The sequence below is a fragment of the Thermochromatium tepidum ATCC 43061 genome (genome assembly GCF_009664085.1).
GTDB lineage: Bacteria > Pseudomonadota > Gammaproteobacteria > Chromatiales > Chromatiaceae > Thermochromatium > Thermochromatium tepidum.
The window spans coordinates 1301623-1324306 of record NZ_CP039268.1 but is presented as its reverse complement, the minus strand read 5'-3'; the positions used below and the strand labels follow the sequence as shown (position 1 = coordinate 1324306).

General features: G+C 63.1%; 18 protein-coding genes and 2 tRNA genes. 13 read left to right on the top strand and 7 right to left on the bottom strand.

Features of this window, described 5'->3' with window-relative positions; translation table 11 throughout:
• Positions 1-14 precede the first annotated feature (14 nt).
• Positions 15-350, bottom strand: a complete 336-nt coding sequence (locus tag E6P07_RS06040; RefSeq protein ID WP_153974780.1) for a hypothetical protein — start codon at positions 348-350, stop codon at positions 15-17.
• Between the two features lie 234 nt (positions 351-584).
• Between E6P07_RS06040 and E6P07_RS06035 the strand changes: the two genes are divergently transcribed.
• A complete protein-coding gene (locus tag E6P07_RS06035; RefSeq protein ID WP_153974779.1) occupies positions 585-4133 on the top strand; it encodes a sulfite exporter TauE/SafE family protein in 3549 nt (1182 codons plus the stop codon).
• A gap of 7 nt (positions 4134-4140) precedes the next feature.
• Here the strand turns inward: E6P07_RS06035 and E6P07_RS06030 are convergent, their stop codons facing one another.
• Positions 4141-5457 carry an MFS transporter gene (locus E6P07_RS06030; RefSeq protein ID WP_153974778.1) on the bottom strand — a complete coding sequence of 439 codons (1317 nt, stop codon included), beginning with the start codon at positions 5455-5457 and terminating at the stop codon, positions 4141-4143.
• Positions 5458-5663: 206 nt separating this feature from the next.
• Here E6P07_RS06030 and E6P07_RS13720 point away from each other — a divergent pair, with 206 nt between their 5' ends.
• Together E6P07_RS13720 and E6P07_RS06020 are read left to right on the top strand one after the other, a co-directional pair.
• Positions 5664-5861: a MerR family DNA-binding transcriptional regulator gene (locus tag E6P07_RS13720; protein ID WP_211363170.1), complete on the top strand. Its 198-nt coding sequence runs from the start codon at positions 5664-5666 to the stop codon at positions 5859-5861.
• Entirely contained in the window at positions 5822-6217 is a 396-nt protein-coding gene (locus E6P07_RS06020) for a zinc ribbon domain-containing protein (RefSeq protein ID WP_162008613.1), read from the top strand. The genes E6P07_RS13720 and E6P07_RS06020 overlap by 40 nt, the downstream gene beginning before the upstream one ends.
• 19 nt (positions 6218-6236) lie before the next feature.
• On the opposite strand, the gene E6P07_RS06015 is transcribed toward E6P07_RS06020, so the two are convergent.
• On the bottom strand, positions 6237-8915 hold the full coding sequence (locus E6P07_RS06015) for a bifunctional acetate--CoA ligase family protein/GNAT family N-acetyltransferase (protein WP_153974776.1): 2679 nt from the start codon (positions 8913-8915) through the stop codon (positions 6237-6239).
• Positions 8916-9062: 147 nt separating this feature from the next.
• Here E6P07_RS06015 and E6P07_RS06010 point away from each other — a divergent pair, with 147 nt between their 5' ends.
• Positions 9063-9995 (top strand): histone deacetylase family protein, encoded by a 933-nt coding sequence (locus E6P07_RS06010; RefSeq protein ID WP_153974775.1) that lies wholly within the window; start codon positions 9063-9065, stop codon positions 9993-9995.
• 202 nt (positions 9996-10197) lie between these two features.
• Positions 10198-10590 (top strand): DUF3775 domain-containing protein, encoded by a 393-nt coding sequence (locus E6P07_RS06005; protein ID WP_153974774.1) that lies wholly within the window; start codon positions 10198-10200, stop codon positions 10588-10590.
• 159 nt (positions 10591-10749) lie between these two features.
• On the opposite strand, the gene dapB is transcribed toward E6P07_RS06005, so the two are convergent.
• From dapB to E6P07_RS05990, 3 genes are read right to left on the bottom strand one after another with little or no spacing between them, the layout of a single operon-like run.
• The gene (dapB, locus tag E6P07_RS06000; protein WP_153974773.1) at positions 10750-11574 is read right to left on the bottom strand and encodes a 4-hydroxy-tetrahydrodipicolinate reductase; all 825 of its coding nucleotides are present in this window, start codon (positions 11572-11574) and stop codon (positions 10750-10752) included.
• A 21-nt stretch (positions 11575-11595) separates the two neighbouring features.
• Positions 11596-14853, bottom strand: coding sequence for an efflux RND transporter permease subunit (locus E6P07_RS05995; RefSeq protein ID WP_153974772.1), 3258 nt, complete (start codon positions 14851-14853; stop codon positions 11596-11598).
• A complete protein-coding gene (locus E6P07_RS05990; RefSeq protein ID WP_425505159.1) occupies positions 14846-15940 on the bottom strand; it encodes an efflux RND transporter periplasmic adaptor subunit in 1095 nt (364 codons plus the stop codon). The genes E6P07_RS05995 and E6P07_RS05990 overlap by 8 nt, the downstream gene beginning before the upstream one ends.
• Positions 15941-16128: 188 nt before the next feature.
• On the opposite strand from E6P07_RS05990, the gene E6P07_RS05985 reads away from it, so the two are divergent.
• The 7 genes from E6P07_RS05985 to E6P07_RS05955 all read left to right on the top strand — a co-directional run bounded on the left by E6P07_RS05985 (position 16129) and on the right by E6P07_RS05955 (position 21038).
• Positions 16129-17958 carry an AMP-dependent synthetase/ligase gene (locus tag E6P07_RS05985; protein ID WP_153974770.1) on the top strand — a complete coding sequence of 610 codons (1830 nt, stop codon included), beginning with the start codon at positions 16129-16131 and terminating at the stop codon, positions 17956-17958.
• Positions 17959-18000: 42 nt separating this feature from the next.
• Entirely contained in the window at positions 18001-19041 is a 1041-nt protein-coding gene (locus tag E6P07_RS05980) for an integrase core domain-containing protein (protein WP_153974769.1), read from the top strand.
• Positions 19042-19051: 10 nt separating this feature from the next.
• Positions 19052-19125: transfer RNA gene (locus tag E6P07_RS05975), tRNA-Gly, on the top strand.
• Between the two features lie 49 nt (positions 19126-19174).
• Positions 19175-20269 (top strand): A/G-specific adenine glycosylase, encoded by a 1095-nt coding sequence (mutY, locus tag E6P07_RS05970; RefSeq protein ID WP_153974768.1) that lies wholly within the window; start codon positions 19175-19177, stop codon positions 20267-20269.
• Positions 20270-20271: 2 nt separating this feature from the next.
• Complete coding sequence (locus tag E6P07_RS05965) at positions 20272-20571, top strand: oxidative damage protection protein (RefSeq protein WP_153974767.1); 300 nt, start codon at positions 20272-20274, stop codon at positions 20569-20571.
• 95 nt (positions 20572-20666) lie between these two features.
• Positions 20667-20742: transfer RNA gene (locus tag E6P07_RS05960), tRNA-Thr, on the top strand.
• A gap of 77 nt (positions 20743-20819) precedes the next feature.
• Positions 20820-21038 (top strand): hypothetical protein, encoded by a 219-nt coding sequence (locus E6P07_RS05955; RefSeq protein WP_153974766.1) that lies wholly within the window; start codon positions 20820-20822, stop codon positions 21036-21038.
• Between the two features lie 22 nt (positions 21039-21060).
• Here the strand turns inward: E6P07_RS05955 and E6P07_RS05950 are convergent, their stop codons facing one another.
• Positions 21061-21741 carry a lytic transglycosylase domain-containing protein gene (locus E6P07_RS05950; RefSeq protein WP_246172955.1) on the bottom strand — a complete coding sequence of 227 codons (681 nt, stop codon included), beginning with the start codon at positions 21739-21741 and terminating at the stop codon, positions 21061-21063.
• 341 nt (positions 21742-22082) lie between these two features.
• On the opposite strand from E6P07_RS05950, the gene mepK reads away from it, so the two are divergent.
• Complete coding sequence (gene mepK, locus E6P07_RS05945; RefSeq protein WP_153974764.1) at positions 22083-22625, top strand: peptidoglycan L,D-endopeptidase MepK; 543 nt, start codon at positions 22083-22085, stop codon at positions 22623-22625.
• Positions 22626-22684 lie beyond the last annotated feature (59 nt).

The window sequence follows — 22684 nt, the reverse complement described above, 5'->3', positions numbered from 1 at the left end:
CCTGAACTCAGGGGCTACCAAGGGCGATATTCCAGACCAGGAATGGTCTCGCGCTCAAAGAACTCGGGCAGCGACAGGATGAACTGCCTGAGCTCGTCGAGTCCGACATAGCGCCCATAGGAGGCCTTGGCTGCATCGACCGGCAGCTCCACCCAGTAGCGATGCTCGGGTGGTTCATAGAGAATCTGCAGAATGGTCTCGCGCGCGTCGATCAGACCGAGATAATCATCTTCGGTCTGAAGGCGCGGCAGGAGCTGCTCACAGATGGCCTTGGCGCTCATTTCCACGGCACTGGCCGAGGAGATGGCGTCACCGGAGCGATCGAAGAGATAAAAGACGCGGTAGTGCATAGTGGGCGGGCTCGCGCTCCAGGAGCGACCGTGAATACCATGACCAATCCGGAGTCCGTTTTGCGCGTACGAGGCTGACAAGCAGCGCCCTTGGGATCCAAGGCTGGTCGGTACAAAGTGATCATTATATCCCCGACGCCACGTCCGAACAGTGCCTGCGGCCAACCGCGGCTCGCTCCCGCATCCCGCCTTGACTCCAAGACCAGACGTCTTTTGTGAAGAGTGCCTGGATCCATGTCCTCTCCGCTGCCGACCACGACCGAATCCGCCGCGAAGTACTTTCATGCCCGTGTCTTCAAGCCGGCCGAAGGCATCTTTCTCTTTCATCCGCGTGCCCTTGAGCGCCTGGTCGCCGAACATCTCGAACCCTGGGCCGACTCAGGCCCCATCCCCAGTCTTGGCTATCACGTCATGTCGTCCAAGGACTTCCTGAGTGCGCTGGAGTACGAAAACCCAGAAGCCTTGGTGGTCATCGAGGGTCTGGCCCTGCCCGAATACGTGATCCTGCTGCCGATCCCGCTGGATCTCCACTTGGATCACGAAGGCTTCGTCAGCCTGCTGCGCGAGTATTGGGCACGTCGCTTCGAGGGCGAGATCGCGCGCGCCTGGCAGCTGGCGCGCGATCGAGACAGCGACCGGGCCGACTTCGGTCCGGAGCGACTGCGGGCCCTGATCGGCGAGATCGCGCTGGACGAGGTGCGCGATGTTCTCGCCCGTGACGGCGTGTTGCCGCGGGGACTGGACGATACCCTGGTCTGCCGCGCCTTCGTTGCCTTGGTCATGCGGTTGCGTTACTTCAGTCCTGGGGTGCGCGGGTATTTCTTTCCGGCCATCCACGACTGGCGCGCACTCGACGCCTGGATCCGCGACAGCGGTCTGGATCTGCCCCCGCCGAGCCTGGATGGACCGCTTCCGGCGTTGCTCGAGTCATCCCGGCCCGACCCCGACTGCGGTCATCCAACCCGGCTTATCCGTCTGCCGTCCGGATTCCCCTATGCCAGGTCCGATGCGGATCTGGAGATCTACCGTTCGGCGCAGACCTCCTCCACCAAGCCGGACACCCGCCTGTCCGAAAACGAACCAGCGGCGGATCAGGGGCCTTGGCCCCAAAACGGGTTCCAGATTCAGGACGGCCTCACCAAGCGGTGTGTGGCGGCCTTCCAGTCCGAGCCGCAATCCAAGGAACCCATTCGGCTAGGGTGGCTTCTGGATCCGCTGCTGTCGCTGGTCGCGGTCGCCCTAGAGCCCTTGCTGAAACTGTTTGTCCGGCAGCGACACCCTGGTCTGTCCCAACTGGCGCGCACTCTCGCCCAGGCGCTCTATCCGCCGCTCTTTATCCTGGCCATCCGGCGGGCGCGGCATGCCGAGCAGTCCGAGCGTTTGGCCGAGAGCATCGCGCACCTGGCCGTGGCCAGACGACGCCTGCTCGCCATGACCGCCGCAGGTATCGCCGCCTCGAATCAGCTGCTCTGGCTCATCGATCAGCGTCAACGCCACGCCGAGCAGTCGCTGGCCGATCGACTGGCCGTGCAGTGCACGCTCAATCCCGGCATGAGCCGCGAGCTTAAGGCGTTGATCCAGCGTCTTGGTGACGCCGTTTTGGATCAACACTGGTCCGCGATCGATCTATGCCGGGATCTGGAACTGGTACTGATCGAGCGTCGCACCACCTACTATCAGATCGAGCCCATCGCTTGGCTGCGCGCACGCGCTCGGGTGCCGTTGCGTCGGATCCTGCCGTTCCAGTCCAGGCTCAAGGCGCTGCGTCTGCTTGACAGCCTGCAAAATCGGCTAGAACGGCTCGGCTGGCCTCTCGAAGAGGTGGAACGCTTCAGTCGTCCGCTGCACGCACTCTCCAAGCGGATCACTGAACAGCTGGAGCGCCAGCTCAGGCCGCGTCTCCAGCGTGCCCTGGAGGAGGCCGGATTCAGCCCAGGCAACCATCGTGAGGAGGTTGCCTTCAACAAACTGCTCCACGAACTGCTGGATGTCATCGAGCACCGGCGTCATCTCAAGTTCACCGACGTGCGCGATATCGTGGCGCGCAATCTGCTGCGTCTGCCCGACCTCACGCTCGCTGAATGGCGCACGGGCGACCGGCTGGCGCGCTTCGATCGCTGCGCCGAGCGTGCCCTGCCTGGTCTCTATCGCCCCGGTGAGATCTATATCACCGGACTGCAACGACTCGGCGCACCACTCTTCGGCACGCCCCAGGGCCGGTTGCTGCTGCGTCATCTGATCCTGCCGGTCGGACTGTCCTTTCTCATCCTCAAGACGCTCGATATCCTCATCGGCATCCTGCCGACCCTGGAGGCGACCTTCCACCTGGCCAGCCTATGGCTGATCCTGGGACTGGGGGGAGTAATCAACGCCCTGGCCTATACCCGGACCGGGCGCCTGGGGGTGCGGGCATTTCTGCGCGCGCTCTGGTGGACGCTGCGACTGCTGCTCTTCGATGGTCTCAGACGCCTGCTGCGCTGGCCGCCGATCAAACGCATCCTAGAGACCGAACTGATACGGGGACTGGAGCGCAATCTGCTGCGTCCCTTCCTGAGCGGGACGCTCCTGATGCTGCCGATCATCGGTCTGGCCAGTCTGATCCAGGGTGGACTGATTGATCTGAACCTCTCAATGGCCGCGCTGACCCTGGTGCTCGGCGTGCTCATCCGCAACACGCCCGGGGGACGGCGTCTATTCGACGACCTCGTCAGCGCCGGCGGTCAGTTTTTACGCCGGCTCAACCAGACCCTGGTGATCGGGCTGATCCAGGAGCTGATGCTGTTCTTCAAGGAGGTCACGCGGCGCTTTCAGCAGATACTCCACCGGATCGAGGAGCGCATGAGCCATCGTCTTGGCGAATCCTGGCTCGAACTGGCGTTCAAGGGGCTGCTGATGCCAGTGTGGCGCGCGCTGGAATGGGTGATCCAGTTCTACGTCACTGTGTTGGTGGAACCACAGATCAACCCGATCAAGCATTTTCCGCTGGTGACGATCGCGCACAAACTGATGCTGCCCTTTCTGCCACTCATCACCTCGATCATGTCGGACATGCTCGAACCCATCCTGCCGAAATGGATCGCCCTGCCCTTCGTCACCCTCACCATCCTCCTGTTGCCGGGTTTGGCGGGCTTTCTGGTCTGGGAGCTCAAGGAGAACTGGAAGCTCTATGCCGCCAATCATGCGGGCGCGCCCAATGCAGTGGACGTCAAGCCGGGGCTCTATGCCGTGCGGCGCGAGCACCTGACATGGGTCCCGATCGAACCGGCTATCGTCGGAAGTCACGGCGAGACCCTGCGCGGCATGCTGCGCCGCGGCTTTCATAGCGGGACCCTGCCCAAGTCATTCGATCGCCTGCGGTGCGTGATGCGCCGTCAGATCGAGCAGGCGATCGAGACGCCGCAACGACTCCACGAGGCCCAGCGTCATCTAAACGAGATCAAGCGCACCCTGGGGCGTTTCTGCGATCGCGAGTTGGCCTATGCGCTGCGTCGCCGCTGTCAGGATCCGAACTGCAACCTGTCGAGCGTCTGGACACGGCGTCCGCGGCTGGCGACCGCCTCATTCGAGCTGACGCTGGATTTACGACTGAAGCCGCCGCATGAGCGCGCCCGGATCGCGTTGCAGCTGTGTCTGTATCTGCGCGAACCGGATCTGCATCTGAAGGTCAGCCTGCAGGGCGATGGCGACGCCCTAGGCGCGCTCTGTCGCGAGCATATCCGCGAGGACATCCGCGTGTTTGGGGCGCGTGCAGGCGCGACCCAGGTCACCATGGATCTGGGTTGAGCGGCCATCACCAGCGCGACCGCACCACGGCCCGCTTGGCCGGGCCGCTCAACCGCACAGCCACACAGAGCACCAACAACACCACATTGATCGCCCCCACCAGCACGAAGGGTGCATAGGGCGCGACCCCATCGAACAACCGTCCGCCGATCGCCGTGATGAGCAGGATCCCGATCGCCCCGGCGACATTGAACGCGCCCATCACCGAGCCGCGCTGGGTGAGCGGTGCCTCCTGCCCCACGAGCGATTGTGAGGCCAGATAGACGCTGATCTGGCCGATACCGAGCAGCACACAGAAGAACCACGCCGAACCCGGTGTCGGATCGACCATCCAGATCACCGCCAGATTGCCGACCGCCGCCAGCGCCATCGCCAGCGCCAATCCTGTCACCCGATCCACCCGATCCATGAACGGCCCCATGATCGGCGACCACACCAGGGCCGCGATCTGGGCCAGCACAAAGATGAGGGTGCCATTCTTGATCGCCGCCGCCGAGTCCAGTCCGGACGTCTGCGCCGCCAGGTTGCCCCACAGGATCAAGAAGGTGGCATTGACCGCCTGATCGCCGCGCGCGATGAAGGCGGCCAGATAGGCGAGCAGGATGCGCGGATTGCGGGCCTGCGCAAACCCGCTGACGAACAGATCGCGTACCGAGGGGTGCTTCTCATGATGGATCGGCGTGCCCTTCTGGAGCCCCAGCCAGACGAGGACGGCGACCACGACGGCGATACAGGCCACGATGTAATGGGTGACATAGCCTGCTTGGATGCCGTCCATGCCATCGGCGGTCAGCCTCTTCGGCAGCCCACCGAAGAATTGATTGATGACGACGATCCCCAACCCGCTGAGCACACCGACGATCGCCACCAGCTTGCCGCGCGAAGACTCGTCCGGATAGTCGGCCATCACGGTCGCGAGCGCCGTAGCGACCGTGACCACACCTAGGGCATAGAGGATCCGGTAGAGATAGAGATCCTCGACTGATCCGGCCATCGGATAGAGGACATAGGTCAAGGCCAGCAGCAGAAAGCCGACGGCGAAGATCAGCCGCCGACCGACGCGATCGACCAGGATGCCGGCGGGGACGAACAGCACCAGGGTGATGACCTCGGTCCAGAACACCAGATCGCCGCTGAGGGTACCCTGCACCTCGGCTGGGATGCCCAGGTGTTCATTGAGGATATAAGTTTGGCCGACGGTGATGAAGGTCATCAGACCGATGGAAAAGAAGGCGCCAAACAACAGGGTTGCCGCCTGCCAGGGCGTGACGCCGGGGGTAAGCTGAATCGGGCCGAGTCGGTGGAGTCGATCGAGAGTGGACATCGGGTTTGAGTCTCAAGACCATGGCTGGATGAAAGGGTCAGTGCCCCATTATCTACTGTTCTGCTAGGATCGTGGGCATCATGATCGAGCGGCGTTTTGGGTGAACGCGCCGAGTGTATGGCGCCTCGAAGGCTGATAAACAGTTACAAATAAGCCAATAAGCCAACACACGCTCACTTTATAACCCATACGCTCTTTTCGTTTTCATGGCCTACCTCCCCTTACGGAAGGCGGTCGCCGAACTTGGGCTGCATCCCAATACGCTTCGTAAATACGCCGATGACGGACTCATCCCCACGATCCGAAACCCTGCCGGGCAGCGCCTCTTCGACAACGACCCCTGCGCGGCGCTAAGCTCCGGGTTGTGGTTGCCTACCGCGACCGACTGGCCCGGTTCGACCTGATCCTGCTGCCGACCTTTGAGACCAAGGAGCTGTCAGCGAAATCAAGGTGCAAGATCCGGGCAAAGTCGGTCAGGGCGATACTCGGTTACGCCTTCTTCCGCTTCGGTCAACGCCTGGAGGCAGTGGCCAAGCGCGTCGGTAAGGTCGTGTTACGGGTCAACGAGGCCTATACCTCGAAAACGGCCAGTTGGACCGGCGAGATCAAGTCGATCGGTGGCGCGAAAACCATCACGAGCAACGGTCTCACCGTCGATCGTGACATCAATGGCGCACGTGGGATCTTCCTGCGTGCTTTGGTAGATACGCCCTCGCTCAGACATGGGCGTGTATGTGTTGGTGCTTGTGGACAAGCGTGAGCATAAAAGTATCGGCACATCAGAGCACCTTGACGACCCGTTTGATGGACAGATCCTGGGGGTCGCTCTCGATGCGAAACCCAAGCGACTTGACCAAGGCCAACATGCGCGTGTTGGCCGTCAGCACCTCGCCCTCCATGAAGCGAAAGCCGCGCGCGCGGGCGTTCTGCATCAGCGAGCGCATCAGACGCGAGCCGATGCCTAGATTGCGATGCTGGTCCGAGACCACGATGGCAAATTCACAGCTCTCGCCGCCCGGACGCCCCATGTAGCGTGCCACCCCGACCTCGATCTCCACCCCATTCTCCTCCATCACCCCGATCAGGGCCATCTCGCGGTCGTAGTCGATCTGGGTGAAACGCACCAGCATCTCGGGCGTGAGCTCCTTGATCGCCTGAATGAAACGAAAATACTTGGTCTGCTCCGAGAGCCCGCGCACGAAGGCCTGTTCCATCTCGGCGTCCTCGGGCCGGATCGGACGGATCACCAGATCCCGCCCATCGGGGAGCTGCATGCGCTCGATCAGATGACTCGGGTAGGGGTGGATCGCCATGTGGCCATAGGTCGGCTGTTGTGGCGGGCGATAGTCGACCCGGATGGAGACGTCCACGGCGATCACCTCCTTGTCGTTACCGATCAGGGGATTGATGTCCATGGCGATGATCTCGGGGAGCTCGCACACCATCTCGGAGACGCGCTGGAGGATGCGCGCGAGCGCCACCCGGTTCATCGGTGGCATGTTCTGAAAAGCGCCCATCAGGCGCGCCACCCGGGTGTGGTCGATCATGGTCTCGATGATGAAGGCGTTGAGCGGGGGCAGACCCAGCGCCCGGTCGCCCAGCACCTCGACCTTGGTGCCGCCAGCGCCAAACAGGATCACAGGACCGAAGATCTTGTCACGGAAGACGCCGATCATCAGCTCGCGCGCCGCGCGCGTGGAGACCATGCGCTCGACCGTGATGCCATCGAAGCGCGCGTCCGGGCGCAGACGTTTGGCGCGTTCCAGGATCTCGGTGAAGGCGCGGCGAACGGATTGGGCATCATCGATATTGAGCTTGACGCCATCGACGTCCGACTTGTGCTCCAGATCGGGCGAACTGATCTTCATCACCACTGGGAAACCCAGGGATTCGGCGGCCATCAGCGCCTCGTTCGGGGTACGGGTCAAGATGGCCTGCATGGTCGGGATGCGAAAGGCCGATAGGACGGCCTTGGCCTCGATGGTGCCCAATATCTTGCGCCCCTCGGACATCACCCCCTCGATGATCAAACGCGCGCCCTCGACATCGGGGGGGTCTTCATGGGAGAGTGGAGCCGGCGACTGCATCAGGAGCTTCTGATTGCGCTGATGGGTGGCCAAGAATGAAAAGGCCTCGACCGCCGCCTCTGGGCTGTCGAACTGGGGTACGTCGTGCGCGGAGAGCAGTGCCTGGGCCTCCAGCACCCGCTTGCCACCCATCCAACAGGCCAGCACCGGCTTACGGCTGCCCTTGGTCACCTCGATGACCTGCTCGGCCGTGGCCACCGGATCGCCGAACACCAGCGGGGCCAGGATGCAGAGCACACCATCGACCTCGGGATCGGCCAGGCAGGCCTCGAGCGCGATCCGATAGCGCTCGGGGGTGGCATCGCCGATGATGTCGATCGGGTTGCCATGCGACCAGTAATCGGGCAGCACCTGTTCGAGTTTTTGGCGCGTGGACTCGGTGAGTCGCGCCAGGGTCAACCCCAGCTCCACCGCGCGATCGGCCGCCAGCACCCCGGGTCCACCGCCATTGGTGATGATGGCGATGCGATCGCCGGCCAGTCGGCGCCGGGTGCCGAATACCTGGGCCGCGGCGAAGAGCTGATCCAGATTGGCCACCTGGACCACGCCGGCGCGGTCGGTGACGGCACGAAAGACCTCGGCCGAGCCGACGAAGCCTCCGGTGTGCGACTTGATGGCGCGTGTTCCGGCCGGATGGCGCCCGGCCTTGACGATGACTACCGGCTTGAGCCGCGCCGCCGCGCGCAGCCCGCTCATAAAATGCCGCGCATTACGAATCCCCTCGACATAGAGCAGGATGCACTGAGTCTGGGTGTCAAGCGCCAGATAGTCGAGGATATCGCCGAAGTCCACATCCGCCGCCGCCCCGATCGAGACCACCGCCGAAAATCCCACACCGCGCGACTCTGACCAGTCGATCATGGCGGTGCAAATCGCACCCGACTGCGAGACCAGGGCCACATTGCCGCAGCGCGGCAGATCCTCGCCGACACTGGCGTTGAGCCCATCCTGCGGGCGCATCACGCCCAGACAATTCGGGCCCAGGACGCGGATCCCGTTGCGGCGCGCGGCCTCCACCATCTTCTCTTGCAAGGCGAGCCCACGCTCACCCCGCTCACCGAATCCGGCCGAGTGCACCACCGCGGCCTTGACGCCATAGTGACCGCACTGATCGAGGATCGCCGGCACGCACTCACCCGGCGTGGCGATCAGGGCCAGGTCGATCTGCTTGTCCAGTGCGTTTAGGTCGCTGTAACAGGGTTGGCCCGCCACTTCGGTATATTTTGGATTGATGGCATAACACTGCCCCCTGTACCCGCCGGCGAGCAGGTTGCGAAACACCCGTCCACCGATCGAGTCTGCGTTATCGCTGGCACCGAAGACGGCCACGGCCCCTGGTGTAAAGAGTTGATCGATATCCGTCAAACGCATGAGATCCGCGCTCCGAGCCGGGAAAAGGGTTAATCTCTGGACCAGCCGCCGCAAGACGGCGAAGAACCGAGTTGAAAACCAATCGAATAACAGAATCGCTCCGCCCCCGTGGCTCAAGTGTAGCGATCGCGTCCCGAGGACCAGACCATGAACCTCGCCTTCATCTCGCATCCGTCCTGTCGCGAACATCGGATGGGGGCGCATCATCCCGAATGCCCCGAGCGTCTCTATGCGATCCAGGATCGGCTGATCGCCTCCGGCATGGAGATGCTACTCACCCATTATGACGCACCCAAGGCCGGCCTTGAGCAGATCGCGCGCGCGCATGATCGCGCCTATATCCGGATGATCATGGATGTGGCCCCTCAGGCCGAGGATGTCCTGGTCTGGATCGACGGCGACACGGCCATGAACACCCATACGCTGGAAGCGGCCCTCCATGCGGCGGGCGCGGCGATTCTGGGCGTCGATCTGGTGATGAGTGAACGGCACCATGCCGCCTTTTGTGCCGTGCGTCCGCCGGGGCATCATGCCGGACGCGCCCGGGGCGCTGGGTTTTGCATCTTCAACAATGTCGCCATCGCCGCCCTGCACGCCCTGGAACATCACGGGTTGAAGCGGGTGGCGATCGTCGACTTCGATGTCCATCACGGCGACGGGACCGAGGAGATCGTGATCGGGGACGAGCGGATCCTGTTCTGCTCCAGTTTCCAGCATCCCTTCTATCCAGGCACGGGGGCAGACACTGACGCGCCCAATGTCATCAATCTACCCCTGCCCCGGTTGACCGACGGCGCGGCATTCAGGGCAGCAGTCGAACGGGCTTGGCTCCCGCGACTGGACGAATTTCAGCCGCAGTTGATCCTGATCTCGGCCGGCTTCGACGGACACATCGAGGACGAGATGGCGCAATTCAATCTGCACACGGCCGACTATGGCTGGATCACACGCGAGATCCAGAAGCTGGCGAAACACCATAGTCAGGAGCGGATCGTGTCCTGTCTGGAGGGTGGCTACATGCTCTCGGCGCTCGGGCGCTGTGTGAGTACCCATATCGATGCGTTGATCGGGCATGCCTGATGGCGCTTGACCCGGCGTGTGGTCAGGGCAGCCGTCCTTAAATCTTCTGCCGCCGAAACCCAAGGCGGACGACGGCGGGGCACGCCGGAAGTCACGCCTAGCAGAGGCGAGTCTGCCCTCAGGCACTCGGGGCAGGAAACGCAAGTGCGCACTTTAGGTGAACTTTAATTTGATAGAAGTCCAGCAATCGGAAGTCAAAGCTATGAGCCGGCTGCATATCGATCTCGATTCACTCTGCCAGATCATCGAGAAGGCACGCGAGTTTCAGGCCAAGGAGGCGGTCGTCCTGCCCGATACGCCGGGCAGTCCGACTGAGGATTGGGGATTGCAGATCCTCGCTGACCACAGCGGCGACCAGAGTCTCAACGAGATGCTCTATTGCATCCGTGAGATGAGCCAGCGCCAGCGCGCCGAGCTCGTGGCCCTGATGTGGCTTGGGCGCGGCGATTACAGCATCGAGGACTGGGAGACGGCGGTCGATGACGCGATCGGCGACTATTCACTCAATGCCGCGGCCTATCTGCTCGCCCACCCCATGGTCGCAGACGATCTCCAAGAAGGGCTGATCGCCCACGGTTATTCCTGCACGGATTGACCCGGTGCGCGACACGCCCTGCTGTTTCGGTCAGGCGCGGCGCGCAGGCAGGCAGCCGCAGGAACCCACCGAAGCGGCTTAAGGGGCACCTCCCTGTCACGCCTGAGCGCTGTTAAGAATCTCCGGACTTCAGGCTGAGGAGGATGTCAAGATCCGGGCTCAGACCAGCGACGAATCGCGCAACCCCAGGACATCCTGCATATCGAAGCAGCCGGACCCCTGGGCGAAGATCCAGCGTGCAGCGCGCACGGCGCCCCGGGCAAAGTTGAGGCGACTCGATGCCTGATGGGCGATCTCGACCCGCTCGCCCTCGCCGGCAAACCAGACCCTGTGCTCGCCTACGATGTCCCCGGCGCGGATGGTGGCAAAACCGATCGTCTGCCGCTCGCGCGCACCGATCTGGCCCTCACGCCCATAGACGGCGACCTCCTTGAGGTCCCGTCCGAGCGCCCTGGCGATCACCTCGCCCATGGCCAGCGCCGTCCCCGAAGGGGCATCAACCTTGTGCCTGTGATGGGCCTCGATGATCTCGACATCGACCTCGTCACCGAGCACGCGTGCGGCGAGGTCGAGCAGTCTGAGGCAGAGATTGACGCCGACGCTCATATTGGGTGCACAGACGATCCCGATCTCGGCGCCGGCCGCCGCGATCGCCGTGCGCTGGTCCGCAGCGAATCCGGTGGTCCCGATCACCATGCGCTTGCCGGCCGCTCGACAGACGGCGAGATGCTCCAGGGTCGCAGATGGTGTGGTGAAGTCGATCAAGACATCAAAGTCGTCGAGCACGCTCGCCAGTCGGTCTGTGACCGCAATCCCCAGACGCCCGACACCAGCCAGCTCGCCGGCATCCGTACCGATCAGCGAGCTTCCGGCACACTCGGTCGCCGCCCCGAGACTCAGCCCATCGGACTCGACGACCGCCTGCACCAGGGTCCGCCCCATCCGCCCGCCGGCCCCGGCGATGGCGATTCTGATCTCACTCATACATGACCTCGTCTCAATGTCTCAACCCGTCGCAGTCCGAATCCACTCGACCCGCTTGATCATGACGCCATAGTAAACCACTGGGATCACGACCAGGGTCAACAGGGTCGAGACGAAGAGGCCAAACAACAAGGACACGGCGAGCCCGGAGAAGATCGGATCGTCCAGGATGAATACGGCCCCGACCATCGCGGCCACCGCGGTCAGGGCGATCGGCTTGGCCCGCACCGTCGCCGCGTCGATCACCGCCTGTTCTAGGCTCATCCCGGCGCGCACCTGGTGATTGATAAAGTCGACCAACAGGATGGAGTTGCGCACGATGATACCGGCGAGCGCGATCATGCCGATCATCGAGGTCGCGGTGAACTGGGCCCCCAGGAGCGCGTGCCCCGGCAGGATGCCGATCAGTGTCAGGGGGATGGGCGCCATGATGACCAGCGGCACCAAATAGCTACGAAACTGGGCCACGACCAGGAGATAGATCAACACCAGGCCCACACCATAGGCCGCGCCCATGTCGCGGAAGGTCTCATAGGTCACCTGCCACTCGCCATCCCACTTGAGGCTGTAGCCATAGGGATTGGTCGGGGCCTGACGGTACCACTGCTCCAGATTCAGTTCGTCGCTTAGACTGGCTGAGATCGCAAACAGGCCATAGAGCGGGCTGTCGGTCGCACCGGCCATGTCGCCGGTGACATAGACCACGGGCAACAGGTCCTTGTGATAGATGCTGCGCTCGCGCGTGCCCTCGACCGCTGTGACGATCTCGGATAGCGGCACCAGTTGGCCGGTCTCAGAGCGCACGCGCAGCGTCAACACCTGTTCGAGATCGGCCTTGTCGGCCTCGCTGTATTCGAGCCGGATCGGCACCGCATACTTGACGTTGGCACCGTGGAGGAAGCTTACGTCCTCGCCGTCGAGCACCGTGGCCAAGTCGGCAGCGACGCTCGATTGGGACACCCCGAGACGGGCCGCCTTAGTGCGATCGACCACCAGGGTCAGCTTGCGCGAGGCGAACTCGACCGAGTCATCGACATCGACGATATCGGGGGTGCGCTCGAAGACCTCGCGCACCTGGCGCGCGACCGCGATCTGGCCGTCGTAGTCCAGCCCATAGACCTCGGCGACCAGGGGCGAGAGCACCGGCGGACCGGGCGGGATCTCGACCAGCTTGGCGTTGCCGCCATGACGACGCGCGATCTCCTGCAAGGGTGGACGTAGCTCCAAGGCGATGGCATGGCTCTTCTGGTCGCGATGATGGGCGTCGACCAAGTTGACCTGGATGTCGCCCAGATGCGGGCCCTGGCGCAGATAGTACTGGCGCACCAGACCGTTGAAATTGATCGGGGCCGAGGTCCCAGCATAGAGCTGATAGTGACTGACCTCGGGCACGGTCTCCAGATACTCACCCATCTCGCTCAGGACGCGCAGGGTCTGTTCGAGACTGGTCCCCTCCGGCATGTCGAGCACCACCTGGAACTCGCTCTTGTTGTCGAAGGGGAGCATCTTGAGCACCACGACGCGGCCGACCACCAGCCAGATCGACCCACCGATCAGGACCAGGATGGCGCCGAGCAGCAACCAACGATTCAGCCGTCCGCGCCGGGCGTTCACGAAGGGCCCCATCAGCCGCGCGAAGATCCAGTGCAAGCGCTCGGACTGGGCAGCATGGCCAGGGCCGGCGCCCTCCCCCGCGGCGACCAGGGCTCGGTGACGCCGTTTGAACATCTGATTGGTCATCCAGGGGGTAAAGATGAAGGCCACCGTCAGCGAGATCAGCATCCCGAGTGAGGCATTGATCGGGATCGGGCTCATATAGGGCCCCATCAGACCAGTGACGAAGGCCATGGGTAAGAGCGCCGCGATCACGGTGAAGGTCGCCAGGATGGTCGGCCCGCCGACCTCATCCACGGCACGCGGGATCAGATCGAGCCAGCGCCCCCGGCTCATCAGCATATGGCGGTGGATATTCTCGACCACCACGATGGCATCATCGACCAGGATGCCGATCGAGAAGATCAACGCAAACAACGACACCCGATTGAGCGTAAAGCCCCAGGCCCAGGAGGCGAACAGGGTCAACAGCAGGGTGACGATCACCGCCGCCCCGACCACCAGGGCCTCACGCCAGCCCATGGTCAAGAGGACCAAGGCCACCACCGAGAGGGTGGCAAAGGCCAGCTTACTGATGAGCTTCTTGGCCTTGGCGTCGGCGGTGGCACCATAGTTGCGCGTGATGGTGACCTCGACCCCCTCGGGGATGAACAAGCCCTTGAGCTGTTCGAGCCGCGCGTCGATATCCTTTGCCACCTCGACGGCATTGACGCCTGGCTGCTTGGCGACGGCCAGGGTCACGGCGGGACGTGATGATCCAGCGATGACTCCAGACTGGGCGGAACCTGGCCCCATGCCCATGACCACATAACTGTCCGGCGACCCTGGACCGCGCTCGAGGGTGGCTACATCACGCAGATGGACGGGGCGTCCCTGGTGCACCCCGACCACCAGGTCGCCGATCGTTTCGACCGAGGTCAGGAAGGTCCCGGCTTGGACCAGGATCTCCTGGTTGTCGGCGGTGACGCTCAGGTTGTCGGCGATGCGGTTGCCGGCCTGGAGGGCGCGGCGCAGTGCGTCGAGGTCCAGATCGTGGGCAGCCAGGGCCTCGGGATGCAAGAGGACGCGCACGAGCTGTTCCGGCGCCCCAACCGTATAGATCGCGCGCGTCCCCGGGACGCGCTTGAGCTCCTGCTCGATGGCATGGGCGACCTGACCCAGCTCATAGGCCCCGATCCGTTCGTCCTCGGACCAGAGGGTCGCGGTCAGGATCGGAACGTCGTCGATGCCCATCGGCTTGATGATGGGCGTCCCTACGCCGAGGTTCGGCGGCAACCAGTCCTGCTTGGACATGACCTTGCTGAACAGCCGTACCACGGCCTGGGTGTTGTCCTCGCCGACCTCGTACTGGACCGTGACCACGGCCAGACCCGGGCGTGAGACCGAATAGATGTGCTTGACACCCTTGATCTCGGAGAGGACCTGCTCGGCCGGTCCGGCGACCAGGTGTTCGATCTCGCTGGCCGAGGCCCCGGGGAAGGGGATGAAGATATCGGCAAAGGTGACGTCGATCTGGGGCTCCTCCTCGCGCGGGGTCACGAGGATGGCAAATAGACCCAACAACAGCCCCAGGAGTGCCAACAGCGGGGTGATCTCGGTGGACTGGAACTGGGCCGCGATCCGGCCCGAAAGCCCCAGGTGTCCAGCGTTCGCCGGCTCAGTCATGGCCCTGCCCCTCCTGTGCAATAGGCCGCCTCGGCATCTGGTCCTTGAGCCGCACCCCGGCGGCGATCGGATCCAGGGCCACCCGTTCACCGGCGCTCAGACCGGCCAGGACCACATAGTCGTCCGCGACGGCTCGACCAAGCCGGACTTGGCGAAAGTGGATGTGCTCGTCCGCGTCGACCACATAGACCCCAGTAACCTCGGAGCGCTGGACCACGGCAGACTTGGGCACCATCAGCTCGGACTTCTCGCCCACCATGAAGCTGGTCTTGACATACATCCCTGGAAAGAGCAATCGCTCGTCGGCACAGGCCCCGGGCGGCAGCTCCAGACGCACCCGGAAGGTGTTGGAGGCCGGGTCGGCAAAGGGAAAGACGGTCAACCGCCGCGCCGCCAGGCGCTGCTCATTGGGCAGCCAGATCCAGGCCCGTTCCGGGGTCTTGGCGGCCAGACGCACCGCCGAGATCAGGCTCTGGGGCACATCGACTTGCACCCGCAGCTCTTCGAGCGAGATCCCGGTCATGATCGGTGTGCCTGGGCTGGCGATCTCGCCGATCGAGACATGGCGTTCGGTGACGATACCCGAATAGGGGGCACGGATCTCGGTATGGGCGAGCTGTTCCTGTGCGGCCTCCAGGCGCGCCATGGCGGCCTCATGCTCGGCCTTGGCGCTGTCGAGATCGGCACGCGCCTTGTCCATGGCCGACTCAGAGACGTTTTTCTGTCGATACAGACCCGCGATCCGATCATGCTCCTCCTGGGTTTGGCGCAGCCGGGCGGCCGCGGCCTTGAGATCCGCCACCGCCTGACTGACACGGGCGCGATGCTCGGTATCCTTGATCCGCACCAATAGCGCACCCTTTTCCACGAAGTCGTCGACATCGTAAAGGATCTCTTGAATCTGCCCCTGGGTCTGGGCCGAGACGGTGCTGCGGTTGACCGCCTCGACCAGACCGTCGAGCCGGTATTCGCGCGGCAGGGTACGTAATTCGGCCTGCGCCGTCATCAATGGTGGCGGATCGTTCCGATCCGCCACCACCGTCGCCGGCGCCAGGACGAGGCAAGCCAGCAACAGGGTCGATCTCATCAAACGCATTTCGATCACTCCTTTAATATTAGATATTTCTAATATTATGCGATTGTCCAGCTTTTCAAGCGCTGTCTTGCAGGCTTGCGGCCAATGCGCGACAGGGTCGCGGTTGCGTTGCGCCAGACGCGCGTTTGCGGTTCAAATTGGGTACCTGATTAAAGTAACGCGATGATGTGGATTCCCCAGTGAACTTAGGATCCAAGGATCTGATTCCAGTCGACCACGCCAAGACGCTCGATGGGCTGTTCCTGCGACGGATCGAACGCTCGCCCGAACGCCCGGCCTACCGCTATTTCGAGCGCGATCAGGGGTGGCGCGTGCTGACCTGGCGCGAGATGGGCGATCGGGTGGCGCTTTGGCGCCAGGCGCTCGCCGGGGAGTCGCTGGAGATCGGCGATCGGGTGGCGATGCTGCTGCGCAACGGCCCGGAGTGGGTCCTATTCGATCAGGCCGCCCTCTCCCTCGGGCTGGTGACAGTCCCGCTCTATACCGACGATCGCCCCGACAACGCGGCCTATATCCTCGAGGACGCGGCGGTCAAGGTGCTGTTGATCCAGGACGCGGGACGCTGGAAGCGCCTCGCCGAGGCCATTGGCGACTCACCCTGGCCGCAACGGGTGATCATCCTCGAATCGGGTCCGGCAGCCAATGAACTGGCCGCGCATGATACTCGGGTGCGGGTCGCCGCCTCTTGGCTATCGGACCGCGCCCCGCCTTTGAGTCGGCGCGACGGCGATCCACACGCCCTGGCGACCATCGTCTATACCTCGGGCACCACGGGTCGGCCCAAGGGCGTGATGCTAAGCCATCAGAATATCCTGACGAACGCCCATGCCGTGCTCAGGCTCGTCGACGTCTATAGCGAGGATCTGTTTCTCTCCTTCCTGCCCTTGTCGCACATGCTGGAACGGACGGCCGGTTATTATCTACCGATGATGGCAGGGGCGACCGTGGCCTATGCGCGCTCGGTGGCGCAACTGGCCGAGGATCTGCAACGCATCCGCCCCACGGTCATCATCGCCGTGCCGCGCATCTTCGAGCGGATCTACCGCCGGATCGACGACCAGCTCCAGGCCCGTCCGGCCCCGGTGCGCTGGCTATTCCGGTTGGCGGTTGCATCCGGCTGGCGGGCCTTTTTGCGCGAACAGGGACGCGCCGGCTGGCATCTGTGCCTACTGCTGTGGCCGTTTCTCAAGCGCCAGGTCGGCGCCCCAGTGCTCCAGAAACTCGGTGGTCGGCTGCGGGCGGCCGTCAGTGGCGGCGCGCCCCTGCCGATTGGTGTGGCGCGTACCTTCATCGGGCTGGGGCTGCCGTTGATCCAGGGCTATGGCCTGACCGAGACCAGTCCGGTGATCAGTTTCAATCCGCTTGACGACAACCTTCCCGAGAGCGTCGGGGTTCCGATCCCAGGGGTCGAGGTGCGACTTGGCGACCACGACGAGCTCCTCGTCAAGGGCGAGAACCTGATGCAGGGTTACTGGAACGACCCAGAGGCCACCGCCAGGGTCATGACTCATGACGGCTGGCTGCATACGGGCGATCGAGCGCGGATCCAGGATGGCCATCTCTTCATCACCGGGCGTATCAAAGATATCCTGGTGCTTTCAAACGGTGAGAAGGTCTCGCCGGCCGATCTCGAGATCGCCATTGGCCTGGACCCGTTGTTCGATCAGGTCATGGTCGTGGGCGAGGGGCAGTCCTATCTCAGCGCCATCCTGGTGCTCAACGCCGATCTCTGGCCGGGTATCGCCCAGGAGCATGGACTCGACCCCAATCTGGCAGAGAGTCTGCACGACGCGCAGCTACATAAAAACCTCATCAAGCGTATCCGCCTGGCATTGAGCGACTTCCCTGGCTATACCAAGATCCGGCGCGTCACCCTGACCCTAGAACCTTGGTCGATCGAGAATGGGCTGTTGACACCAACCATGAAGATCAAGCGCAACCGCATCATCGAGCACCATGCCGCCGCCATTGCGTCCATGTATGGTGGTGATGCTCAAAGGCCTGCATAAGCTCAGAAACCTATGGCACTCCTGCGAACCAGGAGGAGTGCCATGCGAGTGCAACACATCGGCTACCGCATCCGGGGGTTTTACCGGGTAGCCGCCTTGGGGCATCTTTGGGACATGCCCCCCAAAGATGCCCAGCGACGACTGGAAATCCTGCGCTTCTTCGACAAGCACGGCCTGGCGGCCACCCGTGACGCCTTCGGTGTGTCGCGACGCACCCTCTACCGCTGGCAGGCCGCCCTCAAAGCTGCGGGCGGCAACCCGGCGGCCCTGGCCGCTAGGTCTTGTGCCCCCAAGAAGCGACGAACCCCCAACACCGACCCGCGCCTGGTCAGCGACATCCGGCGGCTACGCGCGCTTTACCCTAACCTCGGCAAGGCCAAGCTCCACGTGCTCCTTGCCCCCTGGTGCGCCCGGGAGGGCATCATCAGCCGCGCCCCCGACAAGAGGCGCCACCCCCCCTGCCGCATCGACCGCCGGGGACGCGTCAAGCCCCTGCGGCGGCACACCAAGCCCAGAACACCCAAGCAGGTCAGGACCGAAGCCCTGGAGGTGCTGGCCTGCGACACGCTCGAGCGCATCCGCGACGGCATGCGCCGCTACCTTGTGACCTTCATCGATCCCATCTCGCACTTTGCCTTCGCCAGGGGCCTGCCCTCCAAGCACGCCCGGCACACCGCCCGCGCCCTCCAGCGCCGCCTGTCGTTGCTGCCTCACACCCCAAAGACCGTGCTGTCCGACAGCGGCAGTGAGTTCGAGGCCGACTTCGCTCGGCTCCTCGATGAGCGCGGCCTCCAACGCTGGTACACCGACCCCAAGACGCCCAAGATGAACGCCCACGCCGAGCGCTTCAATCGCACGATCCAAGAGTCTTTCGTCGACGACCACGAGGACTTGCTCTACACAGACCTGGCGCTCTTCAACCGTAAGCTCGCCGACTGGCGGGTCTTCTACAACGCCCAGCGCCCGCACCACGCCCTTGGCCAGCAAGCTCCGTTATCCTTCCTCCTGAAAAACCAACCCGACTGCCAAAGGTACTGGACTCATACAAAGGCTTGCCAAGGCAGGGGCGCGATCATAAACTAGTCATCCCATCGCGGGTGTAGTTCAATGGTAGAACAGTAGCTTCCCAAGCTTCTAACGTGGGTTCGATTCCCATCACCCGCTCCAATCTTCACTCGATCGCATCCTCCCCGCTTGCCGCCATTCACGATGGCCCATGCCCCCGTCGCCGGCTGAACTTGCATCCAGCGTGCTGGACTGGTTCGACCGGTATGGTCGCCATGACCTGCCCTGGCAGCGCGATCCCACACCCTATCGGGTCTGGGTCTCCGAGATCATGCTGCAACAGACCCAGGTCGGCGTAGTCATCCCCTATTTCGAGCGCTTCATGGCGTCTTTTCCGACGCTTGCGGATCTAGCAGCCGCCGAACTCGATGCCGTGCTGGCGCATTGGTCTGGGCTGGGCTACTACGCGCGCGGGCGTAACCTGCATCGCGCGGCGGTGTTGATCCGGGAGCGGCATGACGGTGTCTTTCCAGACGATTTCACAGCGGTCGAGCGTCTGCCGGGCATCGGGCGCTCGACGGCAGGGGCTATTCTGTCGCTCGCGTTCGGGCAGCGGCATCCGATCTTGGATGGCAACGTCAAGCGGGTACTGACGCGTGTCTTCGGTGTCGACGGCTGGCCGGGACAGAGCGCGGTGTTGGCCGAACTCTGGCGGCTCGCCGAGTACTGCCTGCCTCAGACGCGGGCAGGGGCCTACAATCAAGGGATGATGGATCTTGGGGCCAAGCTCTGTACCCGAACCAAACCAGACTGCGCACGCTGCCCGCTCGCCGAGGGCTGTATCGCCCGACTCACGGGGCGCCAGCGCGAGCTGCCTAAGCCGCGTCCGCGACGTGATCTACCGACGCGCACCGTCACCCTACTCGCTATCCTCGATCCGTCCGACGCGATCCTGCTCGAACGGCGGCCGCCAGCCGGCATCTGGGGTGGGCTCTGGGGCCTACCCGAGACCGGGGTGCCGGCCTCGGATGTCGAGTCGATCGCCGATTGGTGCCACCTCCAGCTCGGCGTTCGGCCTAAGCGGGTTGAAAGGCTCGCCGAGCGCCTTCATACCTTTAGCCACCATCATCTCAGGATCGAGCCGGTTCGGATCGAATTGGGCGCCTTTCCGTCCCAAGTTCGGGACCGCGCCGACTGGTATTGGGCCACCGGGGATCGACTCGGTAAACTGGGTCTGCCTGCACCTATCGCCCAGATCCTCGCCGCTCTGACCCGGGGCGCCGGACGCACCTTAACTGAGGACTGACCATGAGCCGTACCGTCCACTGTATCAAGCTCGGTCGTGAGGCCGAGGGGCTCGACCGCCCTCCCTACCCCGGCGAGCTGGGTCGGCGCATCTTCGAACAGGTCTCCAAGGCCGCTTGGCAAGACTGGTTGCGCCATCAGACCATGCTGATCAACGAGAACCGCCTGAGCCCGATTGACCCTAAGGCGCGCCTATTCCTCGAAGGACAGATGGAACGCTATTTCTTCGGCCAGGGGGCCGAGAGGCCGGAGCGCTATACGGCGCCTAACCGCCATGACAGCAGCGAACCGGCCTCGATCTAAGCCGAAACCGTCCTCAACATGAGGCCGTTACGACGGGGTGGACGTTGAGATGGGCTGCGTTTTTGCGCTATAGTCACACGCCCGATATGCCTGTGGCTGGCGTAGCTCAGTTGGTAGAGCAGCTGATTTGTAATCAGCAGGTCGTCGGTTCGAATCCGTCCGCCAGCTCCAATCTTAAAGACGCCTTGGTCTCTCCCGTCTCATTGACCTCTCCATCAGGCCCCAACCTGCCCCAGAGAGTCAGACCCATGCCGTACTTCGTCTATAAGATCTCCCCGCCCCGCCAGCTTGAGCATCTCGACACTGTCGATCAGTATCAGCGCGCACGCGAGCTGGTGCGGGAGCGGCGCCGGAACGAACCACCAGAGACGGGCGTGGAATATCGCTTGATCTTCGCGCACCAGCAGGGTGAGGCGGAGCGTCTGCTCTCGACCCCGCGTGACACGCGCGTGATCGGCGAGGACTGAGCTGACCTACTAGCGGGCTGACCTAGCGGGCCGACTGGACAGACAGGATGAAGCTGTTCGGACGCTCGGCGGCATAGAATCTCAGCACCCGCCGCACATAGTCCTGGGTTTCGGCATAGGGCGGAATCTGGTGCCCATACTGCATCACCGCCCCCTCGCCAGCGTTGTAGGCGGCGAGCGCGAGCTTGACGTCTTGATCGAACATGTCGAGCAGATCGCGCAGATAGGCCGAGCCACCGCGGATGTTCTCGGCCGGGTCGAAGCTGTTACGGACACCATAGCGCGCGGCCGTTTCCGGCATGAGCTGCATCAGCCCTTGGGCGCCAGCCCGCGAGACGGCCATGGGGTCATAGGCCGACTCGGCGCGGATGATGGCATGGAGCAGACTCGGCGAGAGTCCATAGCGACGCGCATTGGCCAAGACGAGTGGATGGTAAAGCTCACGCTGCCTCGATTGTGACTGGCTAAGGTCGGGGGCCGGTTTGGGCTGACTGGTGATGACGCGCCCGCGGGCCGTGATGTTGGACTCCAGCTGCGGCTTGATCTCGCGTATGACCTTACTCGACTCACGCTGCCATTCGAGCTTGTAGCGATTGCCCTGCAGCGGTGTGTCTGTGAAGTAGACGTTGCCTGTCGCGTCGACGTATTTGTAGATGTCGGCCCGTACCGTCCCCCAGGATGCAAGCGCAACGGCACCGAGCATCAAGGTTGCCCTCAATGTTCCGTACATTACACATCCCCCCGAGATGCAACGATCAGGGTCAGCATAGTCTATTCGCGTCCTGAAATCAGCCTGAATCGTATCCACAGCCAAGGTCATGAGGCCTGCCAACTGTTTGATTCAAAGTCACTCTAGGCGCAATCATGTCGTGCTTAGAACACATTGCGGTTTGCTTTGAATTTCGATAGTTATGATTGATTTCTAGTGTTGAGTATAAAAGTCACATTGAATGAAATCGATCAAACTTTCATTTTACTCGGCTCTCGAGCCGACTATAATCGGCCCCCCAAACCAACTAACGTCAACAATGTACCGGGGGGAACATGAATCGACGTTACTTTCTAGGGGTGGCCCTGTCCACGGTCGCTGCTCCCGTTACCGCCTCGTCCTTCTTCTCGCGCCGACCGACCGAACGTCCGCGCGTCCTGTCATTCCGCCATCTGCATACCGATGACCTGATCGAGGTCACCTACCGCATCGGCGACACCTACCAGCGCTCAGCCCTGCAACGGCTAAACTACTTCCTCCGCGACTTCCGCACCGGCGAGGTCGCGCCAATAGACCCGCGGCTCTTCGACATCCTCTATGATCTGAAGCTGAGCCTCGGCGACCCAGATGCCCGTTTCGATCTCATCAGTGCCTACCGCTCACCATCCAGCAATGCACAACTCAGAAAGACTTCCGGTGGCGTCGCTAGAAACAGCCTCCATATGCGCGGTCAGGCCGTTGATGTGCGCCTGCCCGATCTTTCGACCCGTCTTCTGCGCGACGCGGCAGTTGCGCTCGAACGGGGTGGGGTGGGGTACTATCGGCGCTCCGACTTCGTCCACCTTGATACGGGTGAGGTTCGCACCTGGGGGGCCTGATCGGCCCGGGGCGCTTGCGGTATAGATCAGTCAGTCGCCGCCTCCCTTCGCGCCCCTTA

Coding starts and splice junctions, on each gene's coding strand:
- E6P07_RS06040 (WP_153974780.1), bottom strand. CDS start 350: ATGCACTACCGCGTCTTTTATCTCTTCGATCGCTCCGGTGACGCCATC.
- E6P07_RS06035 (WP_153974779.1), top strand. CDS start 585: ATGTCCTCTCCGCTGCCGACCACGACCGAATCCGCCGCGAAGTACTTT.
- E6P07_RS06030 (WP_153974778.1), bottom strand. CDS start 5,457: ATGTCCACTCTCGATCGACTCCACCGACTCGGCCCGATTCAGCTTACC.
- E6P07_RS13720 (WP_211363170.1), top strand. CDS start 5,664: ATGGCCTACCTCCCCTTACGGAAGGCGGTCGCCGAACTTGGGCTGCAT.
- E6P07_RS06015 (WP_153974776.1), bottom strand. CDS start 8,915: ATGCGTTTGACGGATATCGATCAACTCTTTACACCAGGGGCCGTGGCC.
- E6P07_RS06010 (WP_153974775.1), top strand. CDS start 9,063: ATGAACCTCGCCTTCATCTCGCATCCGTCCTGTCGCGAACATCGGATG.
- E6P07_RS06005 (WP_153974774.1), top strand. CDS start 10,198: ATGAGCCGGCTGCATATCGATCTCGATTCACTCTGCCAGATCATCGAG.
- dapB (WP_153974773.1), bottom strand. CDS start 11,574: ATGAGTGAGATCAGAATCGCCATCGCCGGGGCCGGCGGGCGGATGGGG.
- E6P07_RS05995 (WP_153974772.1), bottom strand. CDS start 14,853: ATGACTGAGCCGGCGAACGCTGGACACCTGGGGCTTTCGGGCCGGATC.
- E6P07_RS05990 (WP_425505159.1), bottom strand. CDS start 15,940: ATGAGATCGACCCTGTTGCTGGCTTGCCTCGTCCTGGCGCCGGCGACG.
- E6P07_RS05980 (WP_153974769.1), top strand. CDS start 18,001: ATGCGAGTGCAACACATCGGCTACCGCATCCGGGGGTTTTACCGGGTA.
- mutY (WP_153974768.1), top strand. CDS start 19,175: ATGCCCCCGTCGCCGGCTGAACTTGCATCCAGCGTGCTGGACTGGTTC.
- E6P07_RS05965 (WP_153974767.1), top strand. CDS start 20,272: ATGAGCCGTACCGTCCACTGTATCAAGCTCGGTCGTGAGGCCGAGGGG.
- E6P07_RS05955 (WP_153974766.1), top strand. CDS start 20,820: ATGCCGTACTTCGTCTATAAGATCTCCCCGCCCCGCCAGCTTGAGCAT.
- E6P07_RS05950 (WP_246172955.1), bottom strand. CDS start 21,741: ATGCTCGGTGCCGTTGCGCTTGCATCCTGGGGGACGGTACGGGCCGAC.
- mepK (WP_153974764.1), top strand. CDS start 22,083: ATGAATCGACGTTACTTTCTAGGGGTGGCCCTGTCCACGGTCGCTGCT.